Annotated in this window: 24 protein-coding genes; 20 read left to right on the top strand and 4 right to left on the bottom strand. The window is 52.5% G+C overall.

The genetic code is table 11. From position 1 onward, the window contains the following. Window positions 1-15: 15 nt before the first annotated feature. The 3 genes from FBF29_02795 to FBF29_02785 are packed head-to-tail and all read left to right on the top strand — an operon-like array spanning window position 16 to window position 2,200. Window positions 16-630 (top strand): phosphatase PAP2 family protein, encoded by a 615-nt coding sequence (locus FBF29_02795; GenBank protein ID QJU07614.1) that lies wholly within the window; start codon window positions 16-18, stop codon window positions 628-630. Beyond that, window positions 617-1,111 (top strand): hypothetical protein, encoded by a 495-nt coding sequence (locus tag FBF29_02790; protein QJU07613.1) that lies wholly within the window; start codon window positions 617-619, stop codon window positions 1,109-1,111. The genes FBF29_02795 and FBF29_02790 overlap by 14 nt, the downstream gene beginning before the upstream one ends. An 18-nt stretch (window positions 1,112-1,129) precedes the next feature. Continuing rightward, on the top strand, window positions 1,130-2,200 hold the full coding sequence (locus tag FBF29_02785) for a DNA recombination protein RmuC (GenBank protein ID QJU07612.1): 1,071 nt from the start codon (window positions 1,130-1,132) through the stop codon (window positions 2,198-2,200). A gap of 60 nt (window positions 2,201-2,260) precedes the next feature. Here the strand turns inward: FBF29_02785 and FBF29_02780 are convergent, their stop codons facing one another. Beyond that, window positions 2,261-3,256 (bottom strand): hypothetical protein, encoded by a 996-nt coding sequence (locus FBF29_02780; GenBank protein QJU07611.1) that lies wholly within the window; start codon window positions 3,254-3,256, stop codon window positions 2,261-2,263. 56 nt (window positions 3,257-3,312) lie between these two features. On the opposite strand from FBF29_02780, the gene FBF29_02775 reads away from it, so the two are divergent. Genes FBF29_02775 through FBF29_02760 form a run of 4 tightly spaced genes read left to right on the top strand, consistent with a single transcriptional unit; the run spans window position 3,313 to window position 6,009 of the window. Further along, window positions 3,313-3,549 (top strand): hypothetical protein, encoded by a 237-nt coding sequence (locus FBF29_02775; protein ID QJU07610.1) that lies wholly within the window; start codon window positions 3,313-3,315, stop codon window positions 3,547-3,549. A gap of 1 nt (window position 3,550) precedes the next feature. Beyond that, window positions 3,551-4,594, top strand: coding sequence for a phenylalanine--tRNA ligase subunit alpha (gene pheS, locus FBF29_02770; GenBank protein QJU07609.1), 1,044 nt, complete (start codon window positions 3,551-3,553; stop codon window positions 4,592-4,594). 28 nt (window positions 4,595-4,622) lie between these two features. Continuing rightward, window positions 4,623-5,549, top strand: a complete 927-nt coding sequence (locus FBF29_02765) for a hypothetical protein (protein QJU07608.1) — start codon at window positions 4,623-4,625, stop codon at window positions 5,547-5,549. Next, on the top strand, window positions 5,539-6,009 hold the full coding sequence (locus tag FBF29_02760) for a hypothetical protein (protein QJU07607.1): 471 nt from the start codon (window positions 5,539-5,541) through the stop codon (window positions 6,007-6,009). The genes FBF29_02765 and FBF29_02760 overlap by 11 nt, the downstream gene beginning before the upstream one ends. Here the strand turns inward: FBF29_02760 and cyaB are convergent, their stop codons facing one another. Further along, window positions 6,010-6,570 (bottom strand): class IV adenylate cyclase, encoded by a 561-nt coding sequence (gene cyaB, locus FBF29_02755; protein QJU07606.1) that lies wholly within the window; start codon window positions 6,568-6,570, stop codon window positions 6,010-6,012. Window positions 6,571-6,712: 142 nt separating this feature from the next. Here cyaB and FBF29_02750 point away from each other — a divergent pair, with 142 nt between their 5' ends. From FBF29_02750 to FBF29_02715, 8 genes are read left to right on the top strand one after another with little or no spacing between them, the layout of a single operon-like run. Next, the gene (locus FBF29_02750) at window positions 6,713-8,422 is read left to right on the top strand and encodes a hypothetical protein (protein ID QJU07605.1); all 1,710 of its coding nucleotides are present in this window, start codon (window positions 6,713-6,715) and stop codon (window positions 8,420-8,422) included. A gap of 37 nt (window positions 8,423-8,459) precedes the next feature. After that, on the top strand, window positions 8,460-8,915 hold the full coding sequence (locus FBF29_02745) for an HIT family protein (protein ID QJU07604.1): 456 nt from the start codon (window positions 8,460-8,462) through the stop codon (window positions 8,913-8,915). A 23-nt stretch (window positions 8,916-8,938) separates the two neighbouring features. Continuing rightward, entirely contained in the window at window positions 8,939-9,445 is a 507-nt protein-coding gene (locus tag FBF29_02740; protein QJU07603.1) for a hypothetical protein, read from the top strand. Window positions 9,446-9,463: 18 nt separating this feature from the next. Beyond that, entirely contained in the window at window positions 9,464-11,977 is a 2,514-nt protein-coding gene (pheT, locus tag FBF29_02735) for a phenylalanine--tRNA ligase subunit beta (protein ID QJU07602.1), read from the top strand. Then, window positions 11,977-13,776 carry an ABC transporter ATP-binding protein gene (locus tag FBF29_02730; protein QJU07601.1) on the top strand — a complete coding sequence of 600 codons (1,800 nt, stop codon included), beginning with the start codon at window positions 11,977-11,979 and terminating at the stop codon, window positions 13,774-13,776. Before pheT ends, FBF29_02730 begins: the two co-directional genes overlap by 1 nt. Window positions 13,777-13,806: 30 nt before the next feature. Next, on the top strand, window positions 13,807-14,481 hold the full coding sequence (locus tag FBF29_02725; GenBank protein ID QJU07600.1) for a hypothetical protein: 675 nt from the start codon (window positions 13,807-13,809) through the stop codon (window positions 14,479-14,481). After that, on the top strand, window positions 14,474-15,406 hold the full coding sequence (locus tag FBF29_02720) for a thioredoxin reductase (GenBank protein ID QJU07599.1): 933 nt from the start codon (window positions 14,474-14,476) through the stop codon (window positions 15,404-15,406). Before FBF29_02725 ends, FBF29_02720 begins: the two co-directional genes overlap by 8 nt. 3 nt (window positions 15,407-15,409) lie before the next feature. Beyond that, on the top strand, window positions 15,410-15,943 hold the full coding sequence (locus FBF29_02715) for an inorganic diphosphatase (protein QJU07598.1): 534 nt from the start codon (window positions 15,410-15,412) through the stop codon (window positions 15,941-15,943). A gap of 328 nt (window positions 15,944-16,271) precedes the next feature. Here the strand turns inward: FBF29_02715 and FBF29_02710 are convergent, their stop codons facing one another. Continuing rightward, window positions 16,272-17,795: a bifunctional (p)ppGpp synthetase/guanosine-3',5'-bis(diphosphate) 3'-pyrophosphohydrolase gene (locus FBF29_02710; protein ID QJU07597.1), complete on the bottom strand. Its 1,524-nt coding sequence runs from the start codon at window positions 17,793-17,795 to the stop codon at window positions 16,272-16,274. A gap of 66 nt (window positions 17,796-17,861) precedes the next feature. On the opposite strand from FBF29_02710, the gene gap reads away from it, so the two are divergent. Next, complete coding sequence (gap, locus tag FBF29_02705) at window positions 17,862-18,887, top strand: type I glyceraldehyde-3-phosphate dehydrogenase (protein QJU07596.1); 1,026 nt, start codon at window positions 17,862-17,864, stop codon at window positions 18,885-18,887. A gap of 83 nt (window positions 18,888-18,970) precedes the next feature. Here gap and FBF29_02700 read toward each other — a convergent pair whose 3' ends face one another. Then, a complete protein-coding gene (locus FBF29_02700; protein ID QJU07595.1) occupies window positions 18,971-19,303 on the bottom strand; it encodes a hypothetical protein in 333 nt (110 codons plus the stop codon). Between the two features lie 377 nt (window positions 19,304-19,680). Here FBF29_02700 and nusA point away from each other — a divergent pair, with 377 nt between their 5' ends. Genes nusA through radA form a run of 4 tightly spaced genes read left to right on the top strand, consistent with a single transcriptional unit; the run spans window position 19,681 to window position 25,621 of the window. Next, entirely contained in the window at window positions 19,681-20,802 is a 1,122-nt protein-coding gene (nusA, locus tag FBF29_02695; protein QJU07594.1) for a transcription termination/antitermination protein NusA, read from the top strand. A gap of 40 nt (window positions 20,803-20,842) precedes the next feature. Next, window positions 20,843-23,311 carry an ATP-dependent Clp protease ATP-binding subunit gene (locus tag FBF29_02690; protein ID QJU07593.1) on the top strand — a complete coding sequence of 823 codons (2,469 nt, stop codon included), beginning with the start codon at window positions 20,843-20,845 and terminating at the stop codon, window positions 23,309-23,311. After that, window positions 23,295-24,272 (top strand): hypothetical protein, encoded by a 978-nt coding sequence (locus tag FBF29_02685; GenBank protein ID QJU07592.1) that lies wholly within the window; start codon window positions 23,295-23,297, stop codon window positions 24,270-24,272. The genes FBF29_02690 and FBF29_02685 overlap by 17 nt, the downstream gene beginning before the upstream one ends. Continuing rightward, a complete protein-coding gene (radA, locus tag FBF29_02680; protein ID QJU07591.1) occupies window positions 24,272-25,621 on the top strand; it encodes a DNA repair protein RadA in 1,350 nt (449 codons plus the stop codon). The genes FBF29_02685 and radA overlap by 1 nt, the downstream gene beginning before the upstream one ends. Window positions 25,622-25,625: the final 4 nt, after the last annotated feature.

The raw sequence follows: 25,625 nt of genomic DNA, 5'->3' as shown, positions 1-25,625 counted from the left end.
GTGTCTGATTATACTATGGATGATAAAGCGGCGCAAGTCGGCAGGCCGAGCTCGGGGTTTGACGCCGACGCCCAGCAGGGTATAATGGAGCTTATGGATATTTCATGGATCGTGAAAATTATTGCCGACGGGCTGGTGATCCCAGTGGTGCTGATCGGGATATATACGCTCATCCGACACGTACCGCGAGATCGGCGCCATCAAGTGTATACACGAGTGTTAATGGCGGGGCTGACGGCGTTCGTCGCAGCAAAAATTATCGGGTTGCTATATCAGCCATCAGGTCTCCGTCCGTTTGAGCTAGCGGGTGTGAGCGCCGGCGCCTCGTTTTTGGATAATCCGGGTTTCCCGTCCGATCACGCCCTGTTCACTATGGCTATCACGTTGGCGGTGTGGTTCGGCACGAAGTGTCGAGGGTGGGCCGTGGCCTGTTTAGTGATGACGCTACTGGTTGGTATAGGGCGAGTGGTGGCGCTGGTGCATACGCCGCTTGATGTGGCTGGGGGCTCATCATCGCCTGGGCGGGTATATTCTGGTACATGCCATTGCGACGGGTGTCACGCACTGCAAAATAGGGTTGCGGTTTTATCAAATTACTGCTATAGTTGTATCTATTGTGAAGTGGTTTGAGAAAGTTTTTCACGAGGAAGAATCAGACTATATGTTTCCTGTGACGCCGGCGGTGTTCTGGCGAGTTGTCAGCAGCGGTATGGTTGGCGGTGTCGTGACATGGCTGATCGCCCTGGCGCTTGATCGCTTTATCCTAAAGCAGATTATTTGCGGTCCGACGGCCGACCCGTCAATGTGTACGAACAGTGCGCAAATCGGTGCCTACGTTGCGCTGGTATTGGTCAGCGTTATGCTCGTACCGATTGTCGCTCTCAATCGAGTTCGGCGGCCGCTGCTCGTGGTACTCGCGGCGGTTGGTGCACTGTGGGGTGTTGGTGTCTCGACTGCTGAGGTGTGGTGGTTGTCGCTGATGGTAACAACCGTGGCGTTTGGCTTCGTATACGCAACCGCAATGTGGCTGAACCGGATCCGCGGCAACGTGGCGGCGATTATCTTTTTAGCTATATTTGTCCTGCTGGCGCGAGTTGTCTTGTCTCTGTAATCCCTGTACACTAAGAGTATGGAAGCCATTATTATTATTCTCTTAGTTATTATCGTTATGGGCTTGGGTGCGATGCTGTTTGTGCTGCAGTCGAAGTTAAGCGAGCTGAAAAATCAATCATCAGTTGAACTCATTAAAACTGACGTGGTGGAGCTGGGGCGAACTATCGCCAAGCTGAATGAATCGGTCAGCGATAAACTTGAGTGCAGCAATGCCCAGGTGCAAACTTCGGTGCAAAAGCAGTTGTCAGAAAGTGCCAAGCTGGTGGCGGACGTGACACAGCGGCTGGCAAAGCTGGATGAGACAAATAAGCGGGTGGTCGACGTGGCGACTGACCTGAAAACCCTGCAGAACGTGTTGCAAAACCCGAAGCAGCGCGGTGTGTTCGGCGAGTTTTACCTGGAGAGCGTGCTGGATAATGTGCTGCCAGCCAAGCAGTTTCAGATGCAGTACCGGTTCAAGGATGGCGAGATTGTTGATGCGGTTATCTTCCTGGACAAGGGGCAGATTTTGCCGGTGGACAGTAAATTTAGCCTGGAAAATTATAACCGGATGATCAACGCTGAAACCAAAGCTGAGCGCGAGCTGTGGCTGAACAAGGTAAAAGCTGACCTGAAGGGGCGCATTGACGAAACCAGCAAATACATTCGCCCGCGTGAGCATACCATGGATTTCGCCTTTATGTTCATCCCCAGTGAGTCGCTATATTATGACCTGCTGATCAACAATGTTGGTGCGGGCGGTTCGAGCCGCGATTTGATCGAATATGCCTTTCGTGACAAGCGGGTGATCATCGTCAGTCCGACTAGCTTTTTGGCGTATTTACAGACGGTGCTGCAGGGGCTGCGGAGCCTACAAATTGAAGAGCAGGCCAAAGATATCCAGGTGCGTGTCGGCCAGCTGGGTGTGCATATTAAGAAGTTTGATGAGCTGATGACCAAGATGGGCAAGAGTCTCAGTACTACAGTTGGGCACTATAATAATTCGTACAAAGAGCTGGGTAAGATTGATAAAGACGTGGTGCGAATCGCTGGTGGTGATCATCAAACGCAGCCAGAGCTGATTGATCGGCCGGCGCAGGAAGAATAATTGTCTCACCAAAAATCCCCGCCAAGCGGGCGGGGATACGGTAACTACCGAGGAAGAGAATTATTCTTCAACCTTATTGCGATAGCCAATCAGCAGGAACAAGTTACCGCCGAGTGCTGCGCCAACGAGAGTCGCGGCAATAACCTCGAGGCTGAGGCGGGTATACATTTTCTCTGTTTTCTGTGCTGGTGCTGAGGCGTTCTGTAGCTGCGAGTTAGTCTTTTCAGTCACTGCCAGGGCGACTGCTGGGTTCAGTGTTGCACCGTTGATATACACTTCGCGCGGATAGGTTCGCTGATCTTTTGATTGCTGTGTCTGCTGAGTCGCACTTGCTTGCTCCTGTTGGTACTTTTGGACAGCAGCATTTTGGGCGAGTGGTAGCAATGCACCGCTAACGACGAGGCCAAGTGTCAATGACATACCGATGACTACGGCTCTACTGGTATTCTTGAGATCGGTGCGTGACAGGGCAGCGCTCACCCCGAACATAAAGACCGCCATACCGACGAGCTCAACGGCAAAGATCGCCCACGAGAAAGTGGTAAATTGGTCAAAGTTAATGACGAAGCTGCCTGATGAAATTGCTCCCATCAAGACAACGGCAGCCATTGCGCCGAGGAATTGTGCTGCCCAGTAGAACGGCACGAGTATAGCTTGAAGCTTGCGCATCGTCCAGAGACCGAACGTCACGGCTGGGTTAATGTGTGCACCAGATATTGCACCGATACCGAGAACCAGCACGACAAGTGCGAGGCCAACGTAAAACGGCGTCATCATGTATGCCGAGAACAAGGCGACTAGTGTCAAGATGAACGTGCCAGCAACTTCGGCTAGTACAATGTTGACGAGATTGCGCGGTAGCTTGGCTTCTATTTTTTTACGTGGTGAGCTAGTCTTGACGGGTTTAACAGCAGTCGATTTGACCTCTGGTTTTTTCGTCTCGGCCTTGCTGGTGACGCGCGTTACGGTTGTTTTCGATGTAGCAGCTGCAGCAGTCGTCTTCTTTGGACTGGATTTTGCAGTCGCGGCCTTTTTAGTAGTCTTCTTCGTGGCCATAGTCCCTCCTTACTGTACTATTACTATCATTATAACATATCTGGTATAATCGACATATGGGATTATTTGTAAATCAACAAGATCGGCGCAGTGAACTACAAGAACGCATTGCGGCGGAACTGCGCGAGAAGGCCAAGGCGTCGGGCCTTCAGGAAAAAGCCAGTCTAGACGGCGTAGAGGATGTAAAATATTTGGAAGATACGAAGCAGACGACGACGCTGGCGCCGGCCTGGATTATAATTGTGATTATGGCGGCCGTGGTTGTCGGTATGTTTTTGATGCAGGGGCGATGACGTGGAAACGTTAGAGGAAGTTCGATCACTATTATTATCACGCGTAGCCGAGGCGGCTGAACCGCGCAGCGTATTGCGGAGTACGGAGCTGCGGGAACTATACGGCGCTATCGCGACATTGCCAGCCGAAGAACGCGGAGCGTTTGGTAAGAAAGTGAATGAGTTGAAGCAGGAATTGGAGCGGGCGATTGCGGCTCGTGAAGATGAATTGTCAAAGGTTGATCTACCACCAATTGACGTGACAGCGCCGATGGATGTGAATGCCCTGCGGCCTGAATTGCTGCCGGGTGAGCGGGGCACGATTCACCCGCTGAGCGCCGAGATTGAGCGTATTTCTGACATTTTCAATCGCATGGGCTTTGTGACGGAAGAGTCGCGTGAAATTGACGATCAATTCCATATGTTCGAGAGCCTGAACTTTCCGAAAGGCCACCCAGCGCGGGACGATTATGACACGTTCATGACTGAGGAGACTGATGCTAATGGCGACCGCTTGATCGCGCCAGCGCACACGTCGACCATGCAAAACCGCGTGCTGAAAAAATATCACAGCAATTTGGCAAAGGGCGAGGCGATCGCCGCCATCGTGCCCGACCGGGTGTTCCGCAACGAAGACCTGGACGCGCGGCACGAGCACACGTTCTATCAAGTTGAGGGCGTGTATGTCGCCAAGGGAGTCAATGTCGGCAACCTCATCGCCACCTTGCAGGAGTTTTTGCAGGAATATTATGGCAAGAAGTTGGATGTGCGCGTCAACCCGTTTTATTTCCCGTTCACTGAACCGAGTTTTGAATTTGCGCTGAGCTGCCCGTTCTGTGAAGGCAAAAAGCCGGATTGTAAAGTTTGCTCAGGCGAGGGCTGGATTGAGCTATTAGGCTGCGGCATGATTCACCCGAATGTGCTGAAAGCTGCTGACATCGATCCGAATGAATACACCGGCTTTGCTTTTGGCTGCGGCATCGACCGGCTGGTGATGATGAAATACGGCATCGAGGATGTGCGGCATTTTGAAAGCGGGAAATTGGACTTTTTGGAGCAGTTTTAATTTACGTTAGATTGACTGGAGATATGTGATGATTAAACGTAACGTATTTCTATACAACATTACCAATCGCGACGACGAGGGATATGGCAGCTACCTGTTTGAGGACGCTCTGCGTGATTTGATGAACCTCGAAGAAGACGACAGAAACTGGCAACATAATCCAAATGACGATGAGTCGTTTATGCGGCTCTTGCAGTTTGACAAGCTACATAAAACCAGTGAACTATCCAAATGCTATGCTGGCATCATTGCCGTGTACGGGTCAAACGTGATTACCATAGGCAGGGACGATGATGATCTCATCAGGCGTTATCCGCTGCCTGATGGGCAGCTGCCGGTGCAGGTAGTGCATTTCCTGTACTATGCTGACAAGGGAATTATGGCGTTAGAATATAACCGAAATGTTGCCACAAATGTAAAGATTTTAGCATATATTAATAATCAAGTAGTAAAACTTTCGCTCTCCGAAAAGACGGCATTTATCGGGACAGTAGTTTGTCATCCAGATGCCATCGAGCTAATCAGGCGGGCGCATCGTATAAAATCCGCGAAGATATTTGTTACTCGCGAAGCTATAGAGCACAATAATAAAATCAGCCAACTAGCGAAAAGTTTATTCTCCGCGTCCTCGATCGATAATCATACCGATACGCTCGGCGCGGTCGTCATTGATTTTCGGCCGAGTCGAGGTAAGTTCCTGTCTCCTGGTGCGTACATTGATCACTATGTGAAGGAGTTTCCGGGTGTCGAAAAGCAGGTCTACGACGTTGAAATTGAAGAGGGCATGGAAGTAACGTCGGTAAATATCATGCAGCCGCAGTTCAAGAATACAATTGAACTGCCAGACAGCAGCATCGAAGATAGAGAAGAATATGACAAGCAGGTGTTTCATAAAATACATGAAGTCTACAAAGCAGCAACAAGTGTCATAGCAGGGGTGAAGAATGTGGACTAGGCGATGGAGTTCTGTTGGGCTGGTGCTGATCATCCTGCTGCTGTTCTTTGGGGTGTCGCTGGGTATGCAAGAGATCGTGAAGGTAGTGAAACCTGATATCATGAAGGTTAACCCGTGGGATGTATTTGAGGGCATAATAACCATCCCATCGTATATCGTTATTGTGTTATTGGTGTTGTTGCCGTCGGGGTCTCGATATAACCTGAGGCTATCACTATTTCAGCGCTCCAGTTACGTGCGTGAGATCATTATCTCCGGTCTCCTGATCATTCTCGTGATGGCTGTAGTGGGATTTGTGGCGTACGACCCGACAGGCAGCCCGACCCGCAATCCTTGGAATGACTTTAATTGGGGTAATTATCTGAGCGTTATTTTTTGGGGAGTTATCATATTTTTGTATAATGTACTGCTGCGGTTGGGTGGTGGGGCGAGGCGTGGATTTGATAAAAACGTAGCTTGATTATCCCATGCAAATATCCCGATAAGGCCGCGTGACAACTTCTGCCGACTCAAGGCCGAGCTTGGCTTCAATGTCACTAATCATCGCTAGAGCACTAGTCTCATCATCTGACAAAACTTCAACTTCCACGAACGTTCCGGCGTTTTTAATTTCATCAATAGCTACCGTTGCTTTTGGAAAGTCTGGGGATTGGAATGATCGCCGGTATTTATTAACTTCAACGAGCTGCACCATACCGAGATTTGCCAGTAGCTGCTTGGCGATTGCTGCGTCACCGGGCTGAATCGGTAGGTTTGTCTCGGGCTTAATGATCACATCGTTTTTCGTATGTGTCGCAATCGTCGTCGCAGGCTTATATGTCACCTCAGCAAAACCATCGCGCTGGCGAATCCGTAAGCATTCAACCGTCTGCATAAAGTCGACATCAGGACGAGAATAATACGTATCAATTTCGTGGAGATTACTCTGCAGTTCAAAACCGAGTTCTCGCAACTGCTTGATTAATTCTTTTGCGTCACCAGTTAATTGGCGTTTGCGTTCGATTTCTAATGGTATATCCATGTGGCTATTATACGGTAGGTTGGTATTATTTGTATTAGTTTTTATCTCAAAAAAGCCAGCGATAAGACCCGGAAAGCAATTGTGCTGCCACCCGAGGAAGCCGAGCGCTTGAATTTTGTAATTAAATGATACAATATAGTTTATGAATGAACATATTTTAGCCAGCAGTCATGAAGTTACCTCGGATAAAAATCACGACCATGAGTCAGTGTCTCATCAAATTCGTGAGGTTTTTGAGAGGTATAACCCCATGTACTTAAAGGAGCGAGCAGTATTAGATACACTGTGTGAGTCGGCACAAGGTATTATATTGCCGTCTGATTTCTTTGATAGGGTAAACAATTCTTATGATGACGGAAGTCTGATTGGTATCAGAACTGAGGTGGGAAAAACATGTGACTCTACGGAAGCACTAGAGTTTACTGACAATATGAATGGGTTTGTCCAACATTGTCATACAGGTAATGCGAGCCTTGCTGATATCATGAAGTATACACTAACGTTAGCTCACTGTGTGCCAGAAACCATGAAGTATCTTGATGTATATTGGAGTGATCTATTCAAAAAATCAGATTCGCTCACTCGTGAAATAACCAGGGAGCTTCGTGGTGACTGTCGCACATGGTTCGGAGGGCATGAACGGGAGGTGGCGGCGCTACTGCATGGGCCATTGACGAAAATAGTTGCTGACGCTGAAATACTTGATAAGTATGGTACGGATATTTTGGTGAATGGTACTGACAGGATGGTTAATAGACTACTGGGTGATGTCGAGGGGAGTATCAGGAGCTTACCATTTAGCGAAGCATGTCGCAATAATCTACTTAAAAAGGTGAAAGATGAGATCCTAGCGACTCTGAACGACGAGGATAATCGTAATATTTGGCTTGGCGCGCTAAAAGACGGGTTGCGGGGTGAGATTAGTTGGGGTGAGCAGGGCGGTGGCCTTTTATTAAAACATAGTGGTTGGCATAGCTACGAATACGTCATTCAGTGGCTTAACAAGAGGCGGAAGGTGTTACCTGAGGACTGGGAAGGTGGTGAAGATTTTAAGCAGCACATCATGAGGCTTGAGCAGTGCGGTAAAGCGGTAGAAACTCTTGATGGCATTGCCAATGCTCAGCTCGAGGAACTTGGTATTAGACTGAGCGAGCCTGATCATCGGCTGCCAAAAATGTCGTGGAGATTTCCTGAGGGTTCGCGTGAGTGGGAGATTGCTAAATATTACGAAGAGGAGGTTGAGGTTGTTGGTTCACCAAAGGAGCTACGCCGGGTAGTTGAGAATATCGACCTGGCATATAGTGGATATGTAAGAGAGCGGTTTGCTGATACAGTGAGAGCAGTGAGTGACCCGCAGATGATAACTGATTGGTTAGTCAATGGGGGTCAGGGCGATATTCGGACGAGGACTAACCCTTTGCGGATGCTGCACACCACTCTTAAGATCTTGTTACCAGAGGAGTCGAATGATCTTGTAAAAGAGTTTGGTATTGAGGGGGAGGTGGAGAAGTTGCGACGATATAATCATGATATCTATAATCAACTTGGTGAAGAGGATTATCAGCAACTATCAGATGACAGCTTGGTAGCTGAAATTGCGTGCAGGATAATTGACGATATGTGTGGTGATGACCATGAGTTATACGATGCGATAATGGCGCACGCGGCAGCATGGGCGTACAGCCGAGTTCATAAGCAGAGGTTTTCTAGATCCTGCCCGAGCGATCATTTTGCTGTATTTATTAACCATACCGATAAGATCAAATTCCCTATAGATTTGCCTAATGGTGAGGCGGTATTGCGGGCAATATCCCCAGATGTAATTATCTTTGATAATTACATGCAAAGCTAATTTTACCGATTTAGCATAAGTTTGATATAATGGACGCATGAACCATACAATTTTCGACGACATTGTATCAGGCACTGTGAAATCATGGAGGGCTTGGGAGGACGAGCAGTTCCTGGCGTTTCTCACGCCGTTTCCAAATACCCCGGGGGTGACAGTGGTCATTCCAAAGCATAATCCGGGTGATTATATTTTTGCAATTGACGAGACGCTATATCTCGAGTTTATGCGAGCAGTGCGTCAAGTGGCGCGGCTGCTAGAACGGGCATTTGATACGCCGCGGGTGGCGCTGGTGTTCGAGGGGACGGGCGTAGCGCACGTGCATGCCAAGCTGTATCCGCTACATGGTGATTTGGCGGGGCGGACTGATGTCTGGGCAGAGAACGCAGAGTTTCACGAGAGCTATCGTGGTTGGCTGACGACGACCGAGGGGCCGAGGATGGACGAGGCCGAACTAGACCGGATTCAGGCGCAGATCATTGCTGCTCGGGAGTAATATTTAGTCAACAGGGCGAAATAATGAAGTGGCTCGGAGTTGTCGGTACGCGTGAAGTAAATGACACGATTCGCCGTGATATTGAGCGTTTTGTTGGTCAAAAGATTGCCGATGGCTGTGGGATTGTGTCAGGTGGTGCTACCGGTACTGATCACGAAGCGGCGCGGCTGGCGTATGAATGTGGTTTGGAAGCGGCACGGTTTCAGATATTTCTGCCGGTAAAGTTGGAGCTGTATTGCCAAGCATTGTATGATCGTGCGGTTGTCGGCAAATGCCGCCAGGATGACGCGGTTGCGACGGTCGCTCTTTTGCGCGATATTGCCAAAAATAGGCCAGGCGTACTGCACGATACCACCGAATTTACCGAAGTCAACGCCGAGTCATTTCACGCGCGCAACTGTCAAATTGTTGCTTTGGCAGATGAATTAGTGGCGTTTCGGGTTAATGGTAGCCCTGGCACAACGTTTACGATTGATCAAGCTCAAGCAAAAGGTATTCCCGTCAAGGTGTTTGACTACACCATTGATTAGAATGGTATACTGATATATATGAAAGTCAGCCTAAACATTATCAAACAATTGATTAATTTTGAATTACCGCCGGTGAATGAGTTGGTGGCGCGGGTCAATCAGCAACTTGGCGGTGTCGAGGAAGTGATTGATCTTAATGCTAAGTATGGCGGTGCGCAAATCGTCCGGGTGGTCGAATGCGCTAAGCACCCTAATGCTGATCGGCTGAGCGTGACCAAGATTGATGATGGCCGCGCAGTGGCGGACGTACCGCGTGATGAGAACGGGCTAGTGCAGGTGGTCTGCGGTGCGCCGAATGTTCACGCTGATATGTGGGCGATTTGGCTGCCGCCAAAAAGCACGGTGCCAGCGAGTTTTGATGACGACGAGCCGTTTGTACTGGACGCGCGACCGCTGCGTGGCGTGCTGAGTCAAGGCATGTTGGCGGCGGCGGACGAGTTGGCGATTGGTACAGATCACGAGGGAATTGTTGAGATTCATGAACGCGACGTGCCGGCGGGCGTTGAGCTAACAGCGGGTGCGGGTTTTGCGGAAACGTTTGGTTTGAACGACTTTGTGCTAGATATTGAAAACAAGATGTTTACCCACCGGCCAGATTGTTTTGGTCAACTCGGTGTGGCGCGCGAGATTGCTGGGATTTTTCATCAGCAGTTTACGAGCCCTGAGTGGTACAATGTGATTCAGAATTTTGCTGGCGGCGACGGTCTTGAGCTCGAAATATTCAATGAGGCGACTGAAGTAGTGCCGGTGTTTTCAGCGGTAGCCATCAAAAATATTGAGGTGCAGTCAAGTCCGCTGTGGCTGCAATGCCAGTTGGTGGCGATGGGCGGCAAGCCGATTAATAACATTGTCGATGCCACGAATTACATAATGCTCATGACGGCGCAGCCAACGCACGCCTATGATTATGACAAATTGCGCGGGTCTACACTCGGGGCGCGGATGGCTTGTGACGGCGAGAAAGTCAGTCTGCTCAATGGCAAGGAGTACGAGCTGACGACGGACGACATCGTCATTGCTGATGGCGAGGGCGTGATTGGTTTGGCGGGAATTATGGGCGGTGCTGACACTGAGGTTTCGGATGGCACGAAAAATATCGTTTTGGAATGTGCTAATTTTGACATGTATGCACTACGCCGCACCGCCATGCGTCACGGTATTTTTACTGACGCGCTGACGCGGTTTAATAAGGGCCAGTCGCCAGCACAAACAGATCCAGTACTCAAGCGACTCATGGGTATGGTTGGCGGTGAACAAGCCAGCCCCGTGCTGTTTAAGAATCATCAGTCTCTGCGCTCCGTATTGGCTGGCGGTACGCACTGGTGCGGCGGGTTGTTGGTGCCAAGTGGATTTGTTGAAGAGCGGCTCGGCGTAAATTTTGCTGATGGTGAAATGAATACGCTACTAGGAAACGTTGAGTTTTTCGTTGATGAAGGGCGCGAGTATGGCGAGGACGGCATGATGGTCTACAGCCCGTTTTGGCGCACTGATATTGAGCTGCCTGAGGATATCGTTGAGGAGGTTGGGCGGCTGTATGGCTTTGATAAGTTACCGCGCCAATTGCCAATGCGCAGCATCAAATCAGCGCCGAAAAATTTGCATCGTGAATTAAAAAATGCCGTTCGTCAAAGTCTATCACGAGCTGGCGCCAACGAAGTCTTGACCTACAGTTTCGTTCACGAGCGCATCCTGAAAAATGCCGAGCAGGACGTTACTCAGGCATATAAATTATCAAATGCCCTCAGTCCTGATTTGCAGTACTATCGCTTGACGGTGCTGCCGAGTTTGCTCGACAAGGTTCACGCCAACATCAAGGCTGGACATGATGAATTTGCCCTGTTCGAGATGGGCAAAGGTCACAGCAAAATGCATGGCCTAGGCGAAGATAACTTGCCGGAAGCCAGTCAGTTTACGGACATCGTCTACGCCGCCAAAAAGTCGGGAGCGGGCGCGCCATTTTACACGATTCGTCGCTTAGTTGAACAGCTGGCGCACGACCTTGGCACTGAGCTGGTGTTCAAGCCAATTGAAGAGGAGCTCAATTTCCCAGTCACGGCACCGTTTGACCAGTCGCGCAGCGCATTAGTCGAAACAACCGACGGAACGTTCATCGGCATAGTCGGCGAATTGAAACAATCAGTCATCAAGAACTTCAAACTGCCGGCGTACGTGGCGGCGGCGAGCTTGGACACGGCCGGCCTGGAGACTGTCTACGCCAAACGTGCCAGTCATTATCAGCCGCTCAGTCGCTATCCATCAACGACGCGCGATATCTCGCTCAAAGTGCCATCCGCTGTCAAGTATCAGCAGCTACTACAGACGGTGGACGAGGTTGTGCAGGACGTTGATATGGCGGTGCGACTTGAGCCACTCACTATTTACCAGTCTGAGGATGATGCGGCGCAGAAAACAATAACATGGCGGCTGACGTTTACCTCGCATGAGCGGACGTTAGCGGACAAGGACATCACGCCGGTGATGCAGCGGATTGAGCAGGCAGCCAAAGATAGATGGGGCGCTGAAATAGTCTGATGAAGCCGCTGATCCACATGCTCCGATATGCGCGCGGCATGGGCAGATACTACATCGGAGTTAGTATCAGCTCAGTTATCGTGGCGCTGACTGGCATTGCGGTGCCGTTCGTCATTTCGCGGGCGACCAGCTTGATGGTCGAAGTGGTTGAGGGCGGCAAGGTGGGAATTGAGCAGGCGATTTTCTTGGCGCTGGTGCTGCTGGCGCTTGACGTGACGAATACGATGGTGCGAAACCTTGGCGGTTACTGGGGCGACGTGATGGCCACGCGGCTCAAACAGCAGCTGTCGACGCGGTACTATCATCACTTGCTTGGCTTGCCGCAAAGTTATTTTGATGGCGAGCTGACCGGCACAATTATCAATCGCCTCAACCGCGCGATTACCGAAACGACGAACTTCCTGAACATGTTTGCCAACAACTTTTTCCAGATGCTGCTGACGACAGGTATCACCATCGGCATCGTTCTGATGTACAGTCTGGAGCTGGCGGCAATGGTGGTCATTATGTATCCACTATTTATGTGGCTGACGGCGCTGACCAGCAAGAAATGGCAGGCCTTTCAGAACCGTAAAAATCACGAGACAGATATGGCCAGCGGCCGGTTTGCCGAAGTCATTGCTCAGATCAAAGTCGTCAAAAGCTATGTCCGCGAGTCGCTTGAATATCGTCATTTTGCCAAGCGTTACCGCAAAACAATTGCCATCACGCGCAAGCAGTCTCGCTACTGGCACAGCATGGATATCGTGCGCGGCGTGGTGTTGTCGGTCATTTTCTTTATGATTTTTGCCTACATTTTTGTGCAGACGACCAAACGGCGCTTTTCGATCGGCGATATGGTGCTGCTGATCACGTTGATTAATAATTTGCGGATGCCGCTGTTTAACATGAGTTTCATCGTTGATAATTTCCAAAAAGCTCTGGCCGGGAGTCGGGATTTTGTTGGTGTGATGACGCTGCGCCCAGCGATCGAAGATAACCGTCACGCGTCGGAATTGGTGGTGAACCGCGGGGCAGTCGAGTTTCGCAATGTCTCGTTTCGCTACGCCTCTGCCATGCAAAAACCAGTGTTGACCGACATCTCGTTTACGCTTCGTCCCGGTGAGCATGTCGCTCTCGTCAGCGAGTCGGGTGGCGGCAAGACCACTTTAACGAACTTGCTGATGCGCTTGTACCAGCCAGATAGTGGTGAAATTACGATTGATGGTGTGGCCATTGACGCAGTGCAGCAAAAGAGTTTGCGCCGTCATATCGCCACGGTGTTTCAGGAGCCAGCGCTCTTTTCCGGTACAATTCGTGAAAATATCGCCTATGGCGCCGACGAGCCGACGGACGAGCAGGTAATCGCCGCTGCCAAGGCCGCCAATGCGCACGACTTCATCAGCGAGCTCGACAAAGGGTACGACACGCAAATTGGCGAACGTGGCCTCAAGCTATCTGGCGGTCAAAAGCAGCGCATCGCCATCGCGCGGGCAGTGCTCAAGGATGCGCCGATTCTCATCCTCGACGAGGCAACGAGCAATCTCGACAGCAAGAGCGAGCATCTAGTGCAGCAGGCGCTGGAGCGGCTAATGAAGGGGCGAACGACGCTGATTATCGCTCACCGGCTGAGTACCATCGCTACGGTGGATCGGATCGTGACGCTAAAATATGGCCGGGTCGACGAGATCGGCACGCCGAAACAGCTGGCAAAATCGGGCGGTATTTATGCTAATTTGCTCAAGCTACAGCGGACAGCCGGCGTGGGGATTGATGATGAGCTGGCACGTTATGACATTGCGGCCGAGAGGAAACATTGATATAATTTCAAGGTAAGATAAAGGAGGATTATGGCGACGAGGGGACAGCGACTCGGTATATGGATCATCACGGGGACATTAGCGATTGGGACAATTGGTGGGTTCATTGCCATGATGGTGCAGCCAGGCAATGACGCCAAAGATCAGGCTGAGCTGAAGCAGGCGCAAGAAGATTATAAAAAAGCAACCACGGAGTGGCAAAAGAAAGTTGACGCTCAGACTGCGGAATTGAACAGTAAATATCACGGCAAGTTTTCGGGGTTTAGTACGCGAGTCGGCGCCTTTGAGGCTGCTGGTGTGAAGGAGCTAGGCAAAGAAGATTTGATCGTGGGTGACGGCGCGGAGGTCAAAGATGACACCAAATTTGCGGTTTACTACATCGGTTGGAACGCCAAGGGTGAGATTTTTGATCAGTCAATCAACAGCGGTAAATTGAAAGCGCCGTTTGCGGTAAACGGCCCAGCACATACGTCGGTGATTCAGGGCTGGAAAGAGGGACTGATTGGTATGAAAATTGGCGGTGTGCGTGAATTGACAATTCCAGCGGACAAGGCTTACGGTAAGCAATCCCAGGGCGATAAGATTCCTGCTAATTCACCACTGAAATTCGTGGTTATGGCTATTGAAAGACCAGCGGAGATTCCACGGCCGGAGATGCCAGAAATTATCAAGCGATATTATAGGTCAAGGGGGTTGAATGTCTAAAGAGATTATCATTGTCGGTGCCGGTCCAAGCGCACTCACTGCAGCAATTTACCTGTCGCGCGAAGATGTGCCGACGACGCTATACGAACGCGGCGTGGTCGGCGGTATGGCGGCCATCACCGATCAAATTGACAATTACCCAGGCTTTGCTGAGGGCGTGACCGGCATGAAATTGGCGTCAGAATTGCAGCAGCAGGCTGAGAGGTTCGGCGCGAATATTGAGTATGGTGACGTGACGGCCCTGAAGCAAGTTGACGGCGAATTGGAATTGATGGTTGATGGCCAGCCGGTGCGCGCCAAAGCAGTGCTACTGGCGACCGGCTCAAATCACCGCAAGCTGGGCGTGCCAGGCGAAGACGAATTGTATGGCCGCGGCGTGCATTATTGCGCGACGTGCGACGGCGCATTTTACCGCGACAAACGCTTGATCGTCGTTGGCGGCGGCAACTCGGCGGTGCAGGAAGCGATCTTTCTAACTCGTTACGCCAGCCACGTTGACCTATTGGTGCGCAGCGAATTACGCGCCAGCGACGTCCTGCAAAAAGAGCTGCAAAAGTATGTCGATGCAGGCAACATAACCGTCCACATTGGTGCGACCACTGATGAAATTATCGTCAAAGACGACAAATTCTACGGTGTCAAATCGACCCAAAACGGCGAGCAGAGAGAATTTACCGCAGACGGCTTATTCGTTTTCATCGGCTTGATTCCAAACACACAGTTTTTGGCAGACTCAGGTGTTGAACTGGACCTCGGCGGACACATCGTCACCGACGAACATTTGCACACTAACATCCCAGGCGTCTTTGCCTCAGGCGACGTCCGTTCGGGCGCAACTATGCAAATTGCTTCGGCGGTTGGCGAGGGTGCGGTGGCGGCATTGCAGATTCGTGAATATTTACAAGAAAAAGCCAGAGAGGAGTAGGAGATGGCAGATTTTAATCAAGTATTAACCCCAGGGAATTATCAGGACGGCGAAATCACCGTTGTTGTAGAGATTCCGGCTGGGTCAAATCATAAAATTGAATGGGATCGGAAAGTCGGCGTCATGCGGCTGGACCGGGTTGATCCGGCGATTTTTGCCAAGCCGACTAATTATGGTTTCATCCCGCAGACGCTGGATGAGGACGGCGATGAGTTGGATGTGCTATTGGTGACGGATACGCCGCTGACGACCGGGCTGGTGGTCGAGGCGCGAATCCTTGGCGTGATGAAGTTTGTCGATGACGATGAGGTTGATGATAAAATTATCGCGGTGCCAAGCGACGATCGCCATAATGGCAACGCCATTCAGTCGCTGGAGGATTTGCCGGCGCAGCTGATTAAGCAAATTGAATTCCATTTCAATCACTATAAGGATTTGAAGAAGCCAGGTTCGACCATTGTTAAGGAATTTGCTGGCGTTGATGCCGCCAAGCAGGTCGTGGCGGCGGCGATTGAGCGCTGGAACGAGCAGGCGTAATACTACTATCTTGCAAAGCAAAGCGGCATTACGTCTCACCAAGAATCTGGTATGCGTGTTTGCCGCGGAATTGTCAGTCTCTTTGACAAGTCGATGGTTCTGCGGACGGCGTTGCCGGATGCATTCGACTTAGAGGAGATGACTGGAAGCCGAACCGCAGCAGCCGCTCCACCGTCCTTCGCCAGAGCACACTCTTCGCTCAAATCTCCACCGGAGATTCCTCGCGAGCGTTCGGCTGAAACCTCCGCTACTCGCGAACGTTTCACAGTCTCTAGCGGAGGAGGTGTCGCGGCTGCCAAGCCTCTGGGATGAGGTGTGAGTGTTTTGCTTACCGTCGAAACAGCGACGAAACGCCGTCAGTTAACCCGGTCAAATGTGCTAGCACGCCGCCGCTTTTTGACAGTTGCATACGCAGTTTGGTTTTGGCGTGCGGCGTGATGACCATATCGCGCCAGGCTGGTTTGGGCTTGGCAGATTTACTGGTCAATACTTCAACGACATCGCCGTGCTGTAATTCATAAGTGAACGGCTTCATGACGCCATTGACTTTAAATCCGCTGGCGTGCGCTGCGATGTCGGAGTGAATGCGGTAGGCATAATCCAGTGGGAAGGCGCCGCGGGGCAGATCATAAATATCACCTTTGGGCGAATAGACGAAGATTCGATCCTCAAACAACTTCATGCGGAATTTCTCTGAATCAAATGATTTACCCTCGCGTGCTCGGGCCGCTGTCTCCTGCAGATCGCGAATCCACGCCAAATCCGTCGGCAGCGCAGCGATTCGCCCTTGGCGGTAGGCATCGGACATCTTTTGTTCGTTATAATGAAAGCTGGCCGCCAAACCGCGCTCGGCGTATTCATGCATGTCTCGGGTGCGGATCTGGAACTCGACAATTTGCCCGGTCGGCGTTTGCACCGTCGTGTGTAAGCTCTGGTAGCCATTCGGTTTGGGGTTGGCGACGTAATCCTTGATACGCTCGTAAAACGGCTGGTACATCTCGTGCAGCACGCCCAGCACCAGATAGCCGGTCGCTAAATCATCAACGATGATGCGCAGGGCGATCAGGTCGTAAATCTTATCAATATCGCCAACGCGGTCGAGCTTCTTAAATAAGCTATATACGCTTTTTACCCGGCCGTCCATCTCAAACTGCAGACTCTCATTCTGGAGGCGCGCCGTAACGTCGCGGCGGACTTTGGCGAGTTTGCGCTGGCTTTTCTTTAGGCGGCTATCCATCAGGCTCTTAGTACGCTGAAAATCCTTGGGCATCAAAAATCGGAAACTGAGCTCTTCTAGCTGCACGCGCACCCGCCCCATATTGAGTCGGTCTGCTAATGGTGCAAACACTTCAATTGTCTCGCGGGCGATTTTCTTCTGCTTGTCGCGCGGCATATATTGAAGCGTGCGCATATTATGTAGTCGATCCGCCAGCTTGATAATAATTACCCGAATGTCCTCGCCGACTGCGATCATCAGTTTGGCGAGGTTATCTTTAGTGTGTGGCAGGTAGCTATCGAGGCTACGCATACCGGCGCGTGCCTGCGACACTTTGGTCACACCATCAACCAAAAAGGCGATATCGCGGCCAAACAAACTTTCCAATTCATCCAATGTCGCATCGGTATCCTCGACCGTATCATGCAACACGCCAGCGATCACCGTGTCGATATCCATGCCCCATTCCACTAAAATCCCAGCTACCGCCAGCGGGTGCGTGATGTAGGGTTCGCCACTCTTGCGTTTTTGCCCGGCATGTTTTTTAGTAGCGTAGTCAATAGCGCTATCTAACACCAGTACCGGCACTTCATCGTACTGTGGCGCCGCTAGATGTAGTAATTCCTCGCGCGTCATGGTTTCATTATACAACTTTGTAGTATAATTAGGAAAAAGCTAATGCTACTCGGGAGGGATAATTGTATGGCGATGACAAAAATAGCGATTAATGGTTTCGGGCGGATCGGGCGCAGCGCCTTTAAGATCGCCCGGGAACGCAGCGATGTGGAGATCGTAGCGATCAATGACTTGACAGATACCAAGACGCTGGCGTACCTGCTCAAACACGATAGTAATTACGGGGAATATGGCCGTCAGGTTGATTTTACAGAGGATGAACTCATCGTTGACGGGAAACCTGTCAAAGTGCTGGCGGAAAAAGATCCAACGAACTTGCCGTGGGGCGAGATGGATGTTGACGTGGTGATAGAATCGACGGGACTCTTTACAGATAAAGATGGCGCGGGCAAGCACTTGACTGCGGGCGCCAAGCGCGTGGTTATCAGCGGACCAACCAAATCCGACGGCGTCGATACAATCGTGCTGGGTACGAATGACAGCAAGATCAAGGGCGCGACGCCAATCATTTCTAACGCCAGCTGCACGACCAATAGTTTGGGTGCGGTGATGGCGATTCTGGATGCGGAATTTGGCGTGGAAAAATCAATGCTGACGACGGTGCATAGCTACACTGCCAGCCAGCGCCTACAGGATGCGCCCGCCAAGGACCTTCGCGAGGGTCGCAACGCGGCCGAGAACATCGTGCCGACAACGACGGGTGCGGCTATTGCCGTGACCAAAACCCTACCGCAGCTAACTGGTAAATTCGACGGTCTCAGTGTGCGCGTACCAACGCCGGTGGTGTCGCTCAGTGACGTGACGGCACTGTTGCGGCGCGACGTGACAGTCGAGCAGGTAAATGAAGCGTTCAAGAAAGCCGCCGCTGATAGTTTCTATCAAGGGATCTTGGGCGTCAGTGAAGAGCCGCTGGTCAGCCGCGACTTTATCGGTAATTCACATTCTGGCATCGTTGATCTGCCGCTAACCAAGGTCGTTGGTGGCAACATGGTGAAAATCATGGTCTGGTACGATAACGAATGGGGGTACTCTAATCGCCTGGTCGAGCTGGTAGCGGACGTCGGCCATTACCTCCAGCAGCCAGCGATGTAATAGTTATGTAATCATAAGTTCAGTTCAGTGATGTGAGTGGGGCGGGAGATACAAACAGTTGTATCAATCCCGCCCCGCACCTCTCAGTAATTACCTCCTTTCCGTCGTCGGGGAAGGTGGATGTAGTCATCCACCAACAGTGCGACAGCCACCACCCAGAGGATCGCGGTGGTCGCGACGCCGACGTAGCCTACCCATTCAGGCAGGGCGGCAATCGGCTTGTACAGCCACAGCAAGGATGAGTCCTTGCTGAGATACTGTATAGTACCTTTCGCTATCCAAAACAGTGAAGTTGTTCCGAAAATAGCGAACATAAGCCCGCTCACGGCCGTGAAGCCATCATCCCTGGAGGTCGCGGTGATTACGATCCCGAGAACAATGGTCACGCCGATGACAATAGTCAGCCCTGTCAGCATGATGAGGAGTCCTTTCCACTTTTTGAGGTGCGGCCGTTCCGCGCCTCAAGCCACCGTAGATATCCGATCTACGACAGCGAAGCGCAGTTGACAATTTACAATAAAAATTGTCAAAAGGCTGAGATATATATATCACTATTAGTAGAAAATGTCAATGCTTTTTGTCAAAGGGTGCATAGATAGCCATGCGCCGCTACCGCTCCTAGAGCCGTATACCCGTTCGCAGGCTGATATGGGTGAATGAGATGGCTGAACTTGACGCTGCCTGGCTGGATATGCTATACTGCTGACATATCCGGCCGATCAGGTCGGAGTTTTTCGTCTCTTGGGCGTTTGCAATGAAACGTAGTATAATAAAATAGCGTAAAGGAGCTAATATGGAAGATTTGAATATTAAGCAATTGACGTTGGCGGTGCGGACGATTGCCGAGGAAAAGAACCTGCCAGAAGAAACGGTTCTAGAGGTAATCGAGCAGGCTATCGCGGCAGCGTGGCGGCGTGATAACGGCACGCGCGAGCAGTTGGTGCGCGCCAGCTTGAATATCAACAGCGGCACGGCTGTGGTGTCGGTCGTCAAAACGGTGGTTGAAGAAGTCGAAAATGACGTCAATCAAATGAGCCTGGACGAGGCCAAGGCGGTTGACCCAGCAGCTGAGCTGGGCAGTGAAGTGACGGTCGAGACCCACAACGTGACGACGTTTGGCCGCGTGGCAGCCCAGACCGCTAAGCAAGTGATTTTGCAGCGGCTGCGCGAGGCAGAGCGCGAAGTGGTGCTGGCAGAATTTGAGGATAAAATTGGCACGGTGGTAACCGGTACAATTCAGCGGGTTGAGCCGCGCGTGGTGCGGATCGAGCTGGGCAAGGCAGTTGGTATCATGCCGCAGTCTGAGCAGATTCCTGGCGAGTATTACGGCGTTGGTCGCCGCGTCAAAGTATTCATCAAGGACATCGAACGCGAAGGTCGCGGTCCGCAGTTGATCTTGAGCCGTGGCAATGAAGAATTTGTGCGGTTCTTGTTCAGTCAGGAAGTGCCAGAGATGGAAACGGGCGCCGTGGAAATCAAAGCCATTGCTCGCGAGGCGGGTCGCCGCACCAAATTGGCGGTGGCATCGGCGCTGCCAGGTGTTGACCCAGTCGGTACCTTCGTCGGCGGTCACGGGACGCGCGTTCAGGCGGTGATGAACGAAATTGGCGAGCAGGAAAAAATTGATATCATTCCGTTTGAGGAAGATGCGGCTGGCTTTATCGCCAATGCCATGAGTCCAGCGGAAGTACTGAGCGTAACGGTCAATGAAGATGAAAAGCGGGCAACAGTGTATGTTAGCGAGGATCAGCAATCAGTGGCTATTGGCCGGGCTGGGCAGAATGTTCGTTTGGCAAGTCGGCTGACTGGCTATGAACTGGACATTGAGGCAAAGGCGGCTGCTAAGCCTGAAACGAAACCTCGCAAAAATATTGAGGACAGCTTGATGAGCGTGGTTGAGGAGGTGGCGGAATAGGCTGCCTCGTGAGAATCGCCGAAAACGAAAGGAGGGCGATATGCCGGAAGATTTTTCTGAGTTAGAATCTCGGCTGACTGATACCGCCAAGGCCAGCTTAGAGCGTGCCGGGCTGCTGGCGCATAATAGCGGCAGTCCGTATGTCGGTACCGAGCATGTGCTGCTCGGCGTGCTGGCGCAAAATTCGTCGCTGGGTGCGAAGATTTTGGCGGAGAGTGGTGTGACGCTGGATCGAGCGGAGTTGGCGCTAGGCTTAACCGCGCAGTCGTTCGTGGTGGTGGTTGTTCACAAAGGCATGAACGCCGAGGTACTGGAGACGATACGGACGGCTTGGCAGCTAGCGACGGAGTTTGGGCAGGAGCGCATCGGCACTGAGCACATTGTTTATAGCATGCTACTGCAGCACAAGGCTCGGGCGACGAAGTTGCTCAGTGATATGAATGTGGATCTGGAGGAGCTGCGCGGTACGCTAGAGGACGTGTTTGATCGGCAGCAGCTGGAGGCCATACAGGACGAGTCGAAGGAAGGTGCGGCGCCGCATGCTCGTCGGTCGGCCGATCTCAAGATCCTTGATCAGTATGGAGTTGATATGACGGAGCGAGCGCGGAGCGGACTGCTTGATCCAGTGGTCGGTCGGGAGGCCGAGACGGAGCGGCTGATCACGGTGCTCGGGCGGCGCGGTAAAAACAATCCAGCGCTGATCGGTGAGCCGGGCGTCGGTAAAACCGCGGTGGTCGAGGGCTTGGCACAGCGGATTGCCACGGGGACAGTGCCGGAGTTTTTGGTCGGTAAGCGGCTGATTCAGCTTGATCTGACGGCCATGGTCGCCGGTACAAAGTTTCGTGGTCAGTTTGAAGAGCGCTTACAAAAAGTCGTGACTGCAGCGCGTAATCATCAGGAGATCATGCTGTTCATTGATGAGCTGCATTTGCTGGTCGGCGCCGGCTCGGCCGAGGGGTCGATGGATGCGGCGAATGTTCTAAAGCCAGCGTTGGCGCGTGGCGAGGTGCGGGTGATCGGTGCAACGACATTTGATGAATATCGCAAGCACATCGAAAAAGATGCGGCCCTCAGTCGGCGGTTTCAGGCCGTGACGGTGGCGGAGCCAGATGAGCAGGCAGCGGTGGCCATGGTGCGGGCGCTAGCCGGCCGGCTGGCGACCCATCATCGACTGCGGATTTCTGATGAGATGATCGAGTTGAGCGTGGCCCTCAGCCAGCGCTACGTGACAGAGCGTCATTTGCCGGACAAGGCGATTGACGTACTCGATGAGGCGGCGGCGCTGGTTAGTACGCGGCGGCCGGCTAAACTGACCAAGCAACAACAATTAGCGCGGCGGATCAAACAGCTAGCGGGCAAGCTCGATGCGGCGGTCGAGGCTGAGCAATATCAACGCGCGGCTGAGCTAAAGGTTCGCATCAAACAGCTGGAGCAACAGGCCAAGCAGCTACCGGCTGACAATCCAGCATTGCCGGAGCTAACCGAGGATGACGTGCGGCGAGCGGTGGCGGCGATGGCTGGCGTGCCAGCGGAAAAAGTGACGGTGAATGAGCGCAAAGACCTGGCGGCGCTGGAACAGCGGCTGGGTCGGTCAGTGCTCGGTCAAGAGAAGGCCGTGGCGACACTGGCGCGAACCATTCGCCGGGCGCGAGCTGGGCTGAGTCGGCGGTCAGGGCCGCTTGGGTCGTTCATCTTTCTCGGGCCGACTGGCGTGGGCAAGACGGAGCTAGCTCGCGTGCTGGCACGGGAAGTATTTGGCGGCGACAATAGCTTGATCAAGATTGACATGAGTGAGTTCTCGGAGCGGCATACGGCCGGTCAGCTGATTGGTGCGCCGGCTGGTTATGTCGGCTATGATGAGGGTGGCAAATTGACCGACAAGGTTCGCCGGCAGCCGTACAGCGTGGTGTTGTTTGACGAGATCGAAAAGGCGCATCCAGATGTATTGAACTTGCTACTGCAAATTTTAGAAGACGGCAAGCTGAGCGATTCGCGCGGTCGGTCGGTGAGCTTCCAGCAGACGATCGTGATCTTGACCAGCAATGTTGGCGCCGAGGCAATGGTACGCGACGGTGAGCTGGGCTTTGGCTCGCATGGCGGCGATACTTCACGGGCGGACGATGTGAATGAGCGCAACGCTCGGGCGACGCGACGCGAGCTGGAGGAGTTACTGCGACCAGAGCTAATCGGGCGGTTTGATGCGGTGGTGCATTTCAAGAGTTTGACCCGGCCGGTGGTGGGTAAGATTTTTGATAATCTCGCCAGCGAGCTTAAAGAAGCAGTGCGAGCGCAGCAAATGACGCTGGTGATTACGTCAAGCGCTAAACGTTGTATCATAGACAACGGTTTTGATGAGCAGCGTGGCGCGCGGGTGCTCAGGCAGACGATTCAGACAATGTTGGCCGACCCGCTCAGCGATGTCTTATTGTCTCGTCAAGCCCGTCCCGGCGCGGTCTTGACAGCGACTGCAAAAAATCGTGAGGTAGTGATCAATGTTACGGCTGCGTAATCTCCTCGGCGTCGTGGTGTTTGTGGGGCTGGTGGCTGGCGGTAGCTGGCTGGTACTCAATCGCCAGCTAGTGCTGGATCATATCAGGGTCTGGCAGTATCAACCGAGCCAGGACATAGCAACATTGGCGCAACGGGCAACGATGACTGACAAGGCCAAATTTAGCTTTTATCTCGCCCAGCCGCGACTAGAAAACGCTGCGCAATTTAATCAAGATTGCCGTCGTGTCGAACAGGCCAGCCCGATCGTTGGCTGCTACGCTCACGCCAAAGAGACCATTCACATTTATAACGTGCAGAACGCGGAGCTAGATGGTATCAAAGAGGTGACGGCGGCTCACGAAATGCTGCACGTGGCGTGGTCGCGCTATTCGGTGGAGCAGCGTCGGCGGCTGGGCGAGCTACTGGAGGCGGCTTATACCAAGGTCAAGACCAAAAAGCTCGAAGAGCGGATGGCGTATTATGAGCGTGCTCAGCCAGGTACGCGCGCCAATGAGCTGCATTCAATTTTGGGTACAGAGTTTGCTGATCTCGGGTCGGAGCTGGAGGCGCATTATGCCGAGTATTTCAGTAATCGAGCGGCGCTGTTAAAATTGCATGCTCAGTATAATCAAAAGTTCACCAGTGCCGAGGCCGAGGCCGACGCACTGGCGGCCAGTCTCGATAAGCGGAAGCGCGAAATTGAGCAGCTAACGACGTCGTACAGTGCACGCATTAATGCCTATAACCAAGATGTAGCGGCATTTAATCAGCGGGCGACGACGGGTGGTTTTCAGACGCAAGCTGAGTTTCAGGCTGAGCGAACCCGGCTGAGCCAGCGCGGCCTGGCGCTTCGTCGTGAGCGGCAGACTATCGAGGGCAAGGTCGACACTTACAACACTGATGTCGAAAAATTGAACGCATTGGGGCGCAAGATTGACCAGCTAAATCAAAGCCTCGATAGTCAAAAGGCGGTCAAATAATGGCTCGAGCAAAATCGCAGTTCATCTGCCAGCAGTGCGGCGCCAGCTATCCGAAGTGGATCGGCAAGTGCGAAAATTGCGGCGAGTGGAATTCGCTGGTTGAGCAATTACCGGTTGATACGGGCGCGTCGGCGGTAGCCCGCAGCAGCGGCAAGGGCAAAGCACTCACCACGCTCAAACTCAGCGAGACGGCTACCGAGGCCAAGCAAGCGCGGCTGGCAACCGGCATCGCCGATCTTGATGTGGTACTCGGCGGCGGCTTTCTGCCAGGCGGCGTAGTGCTGGTGGCGGGCCAGCCAGGGATTGGTAAAAGTACCCTGCTGGCGCAGGTGGCGGCATTCATCGCTCGGCAGAAACAAGTACTCTACGTCAGTGGCGAGGAGTCGGTATCGCAGGTCAAATTGCGGGCTGAGCGGCTGGGCGCGGTCGACTCAGAGAACTTGCAATTGGCGTCCAGTAACAGCGCTGAAGACATCGCCGCCTCTATCCAGACTGGCCAGTACAACCTGGTGATTGTCGATTCCATCCAAACGCTGTCGTTGGCGGAGATTAGTTCAGCGCCAGGCTCGGTCAGCCAAATCACCAACTCATCCAACGTCATCATTCGCGCTGCCAAGGCCGCGAACACCGCGGTGATTTTGGTCGGTCACGTCACTAAAGAAGGCTCAATTGCCGGGCCGAAAGTTCTGGAGCATTTGGTTGATGTGGTGCTGAACTTTGAGGGTGATCGCTATGGCGGCTTTCGGGTGGTGCGGGCGCAGAAGAACCGCTATGGCTCGACGAATGAGGCGGCAATTTTCGAGATGCGTGAGGATGGCTTACGGATTGTAGCTAATCCGTCGGCTAGCTTGCTGGCGGAGCGGCAAAACCTCGACGGCTCCATCGTCCTGGCGACCATGGAGGGGGCGCGACCGCTATTGGTGGAAATCCAGGCGCTGGTCAATCCGACGAATTTTGGCTATCCCAAGCGGGCGGCCAGCGGTTTTGACCTCAACCGGTTGAACTTGTTGGTGGCAGTGCTGGAAAAGCGCACCAAGCTCAATCTCTCCGACAAGGATATTTACATCAATGTGGTCGGCGGTTTGAAACTCAGCGACCCAGCGGCGGACTTGGCAGTCGCCATGGCCATCGCCTCGGCCTCAGCTGGCCGCAAGCTCAGTGATGAAGCGGTGGTGTTTGGCGAAGTGGGCTTAGGCGGCGAAGTGCGCTCGGCTCAAGGCTGGCACACCCGTGTCAAAGAGGCGAAGAAGCTTGGCTTTACCTATGCCATTGCGCCAAAAACCCACAAGGACGCATTTGTGCGCGGCGTCGGCGATTTACGCCAGGCACTGATTGACTATTTACAATAACATT

This window comes from Candidatus Saccharibacteria bacterium oral taxon 488 (assembly GCA_013099015.1).
Taxonomy (GTDB): Bacteria; Patescibacteriota; Saccharimonadia; order Saccharimonadales; family Saccharimonadaceae; genus Nanosynbacter.
Note: the sequence above shows the minus strand (reverse complement) of the source record. Positions and strands in the feature narration are given on the sequence as shown.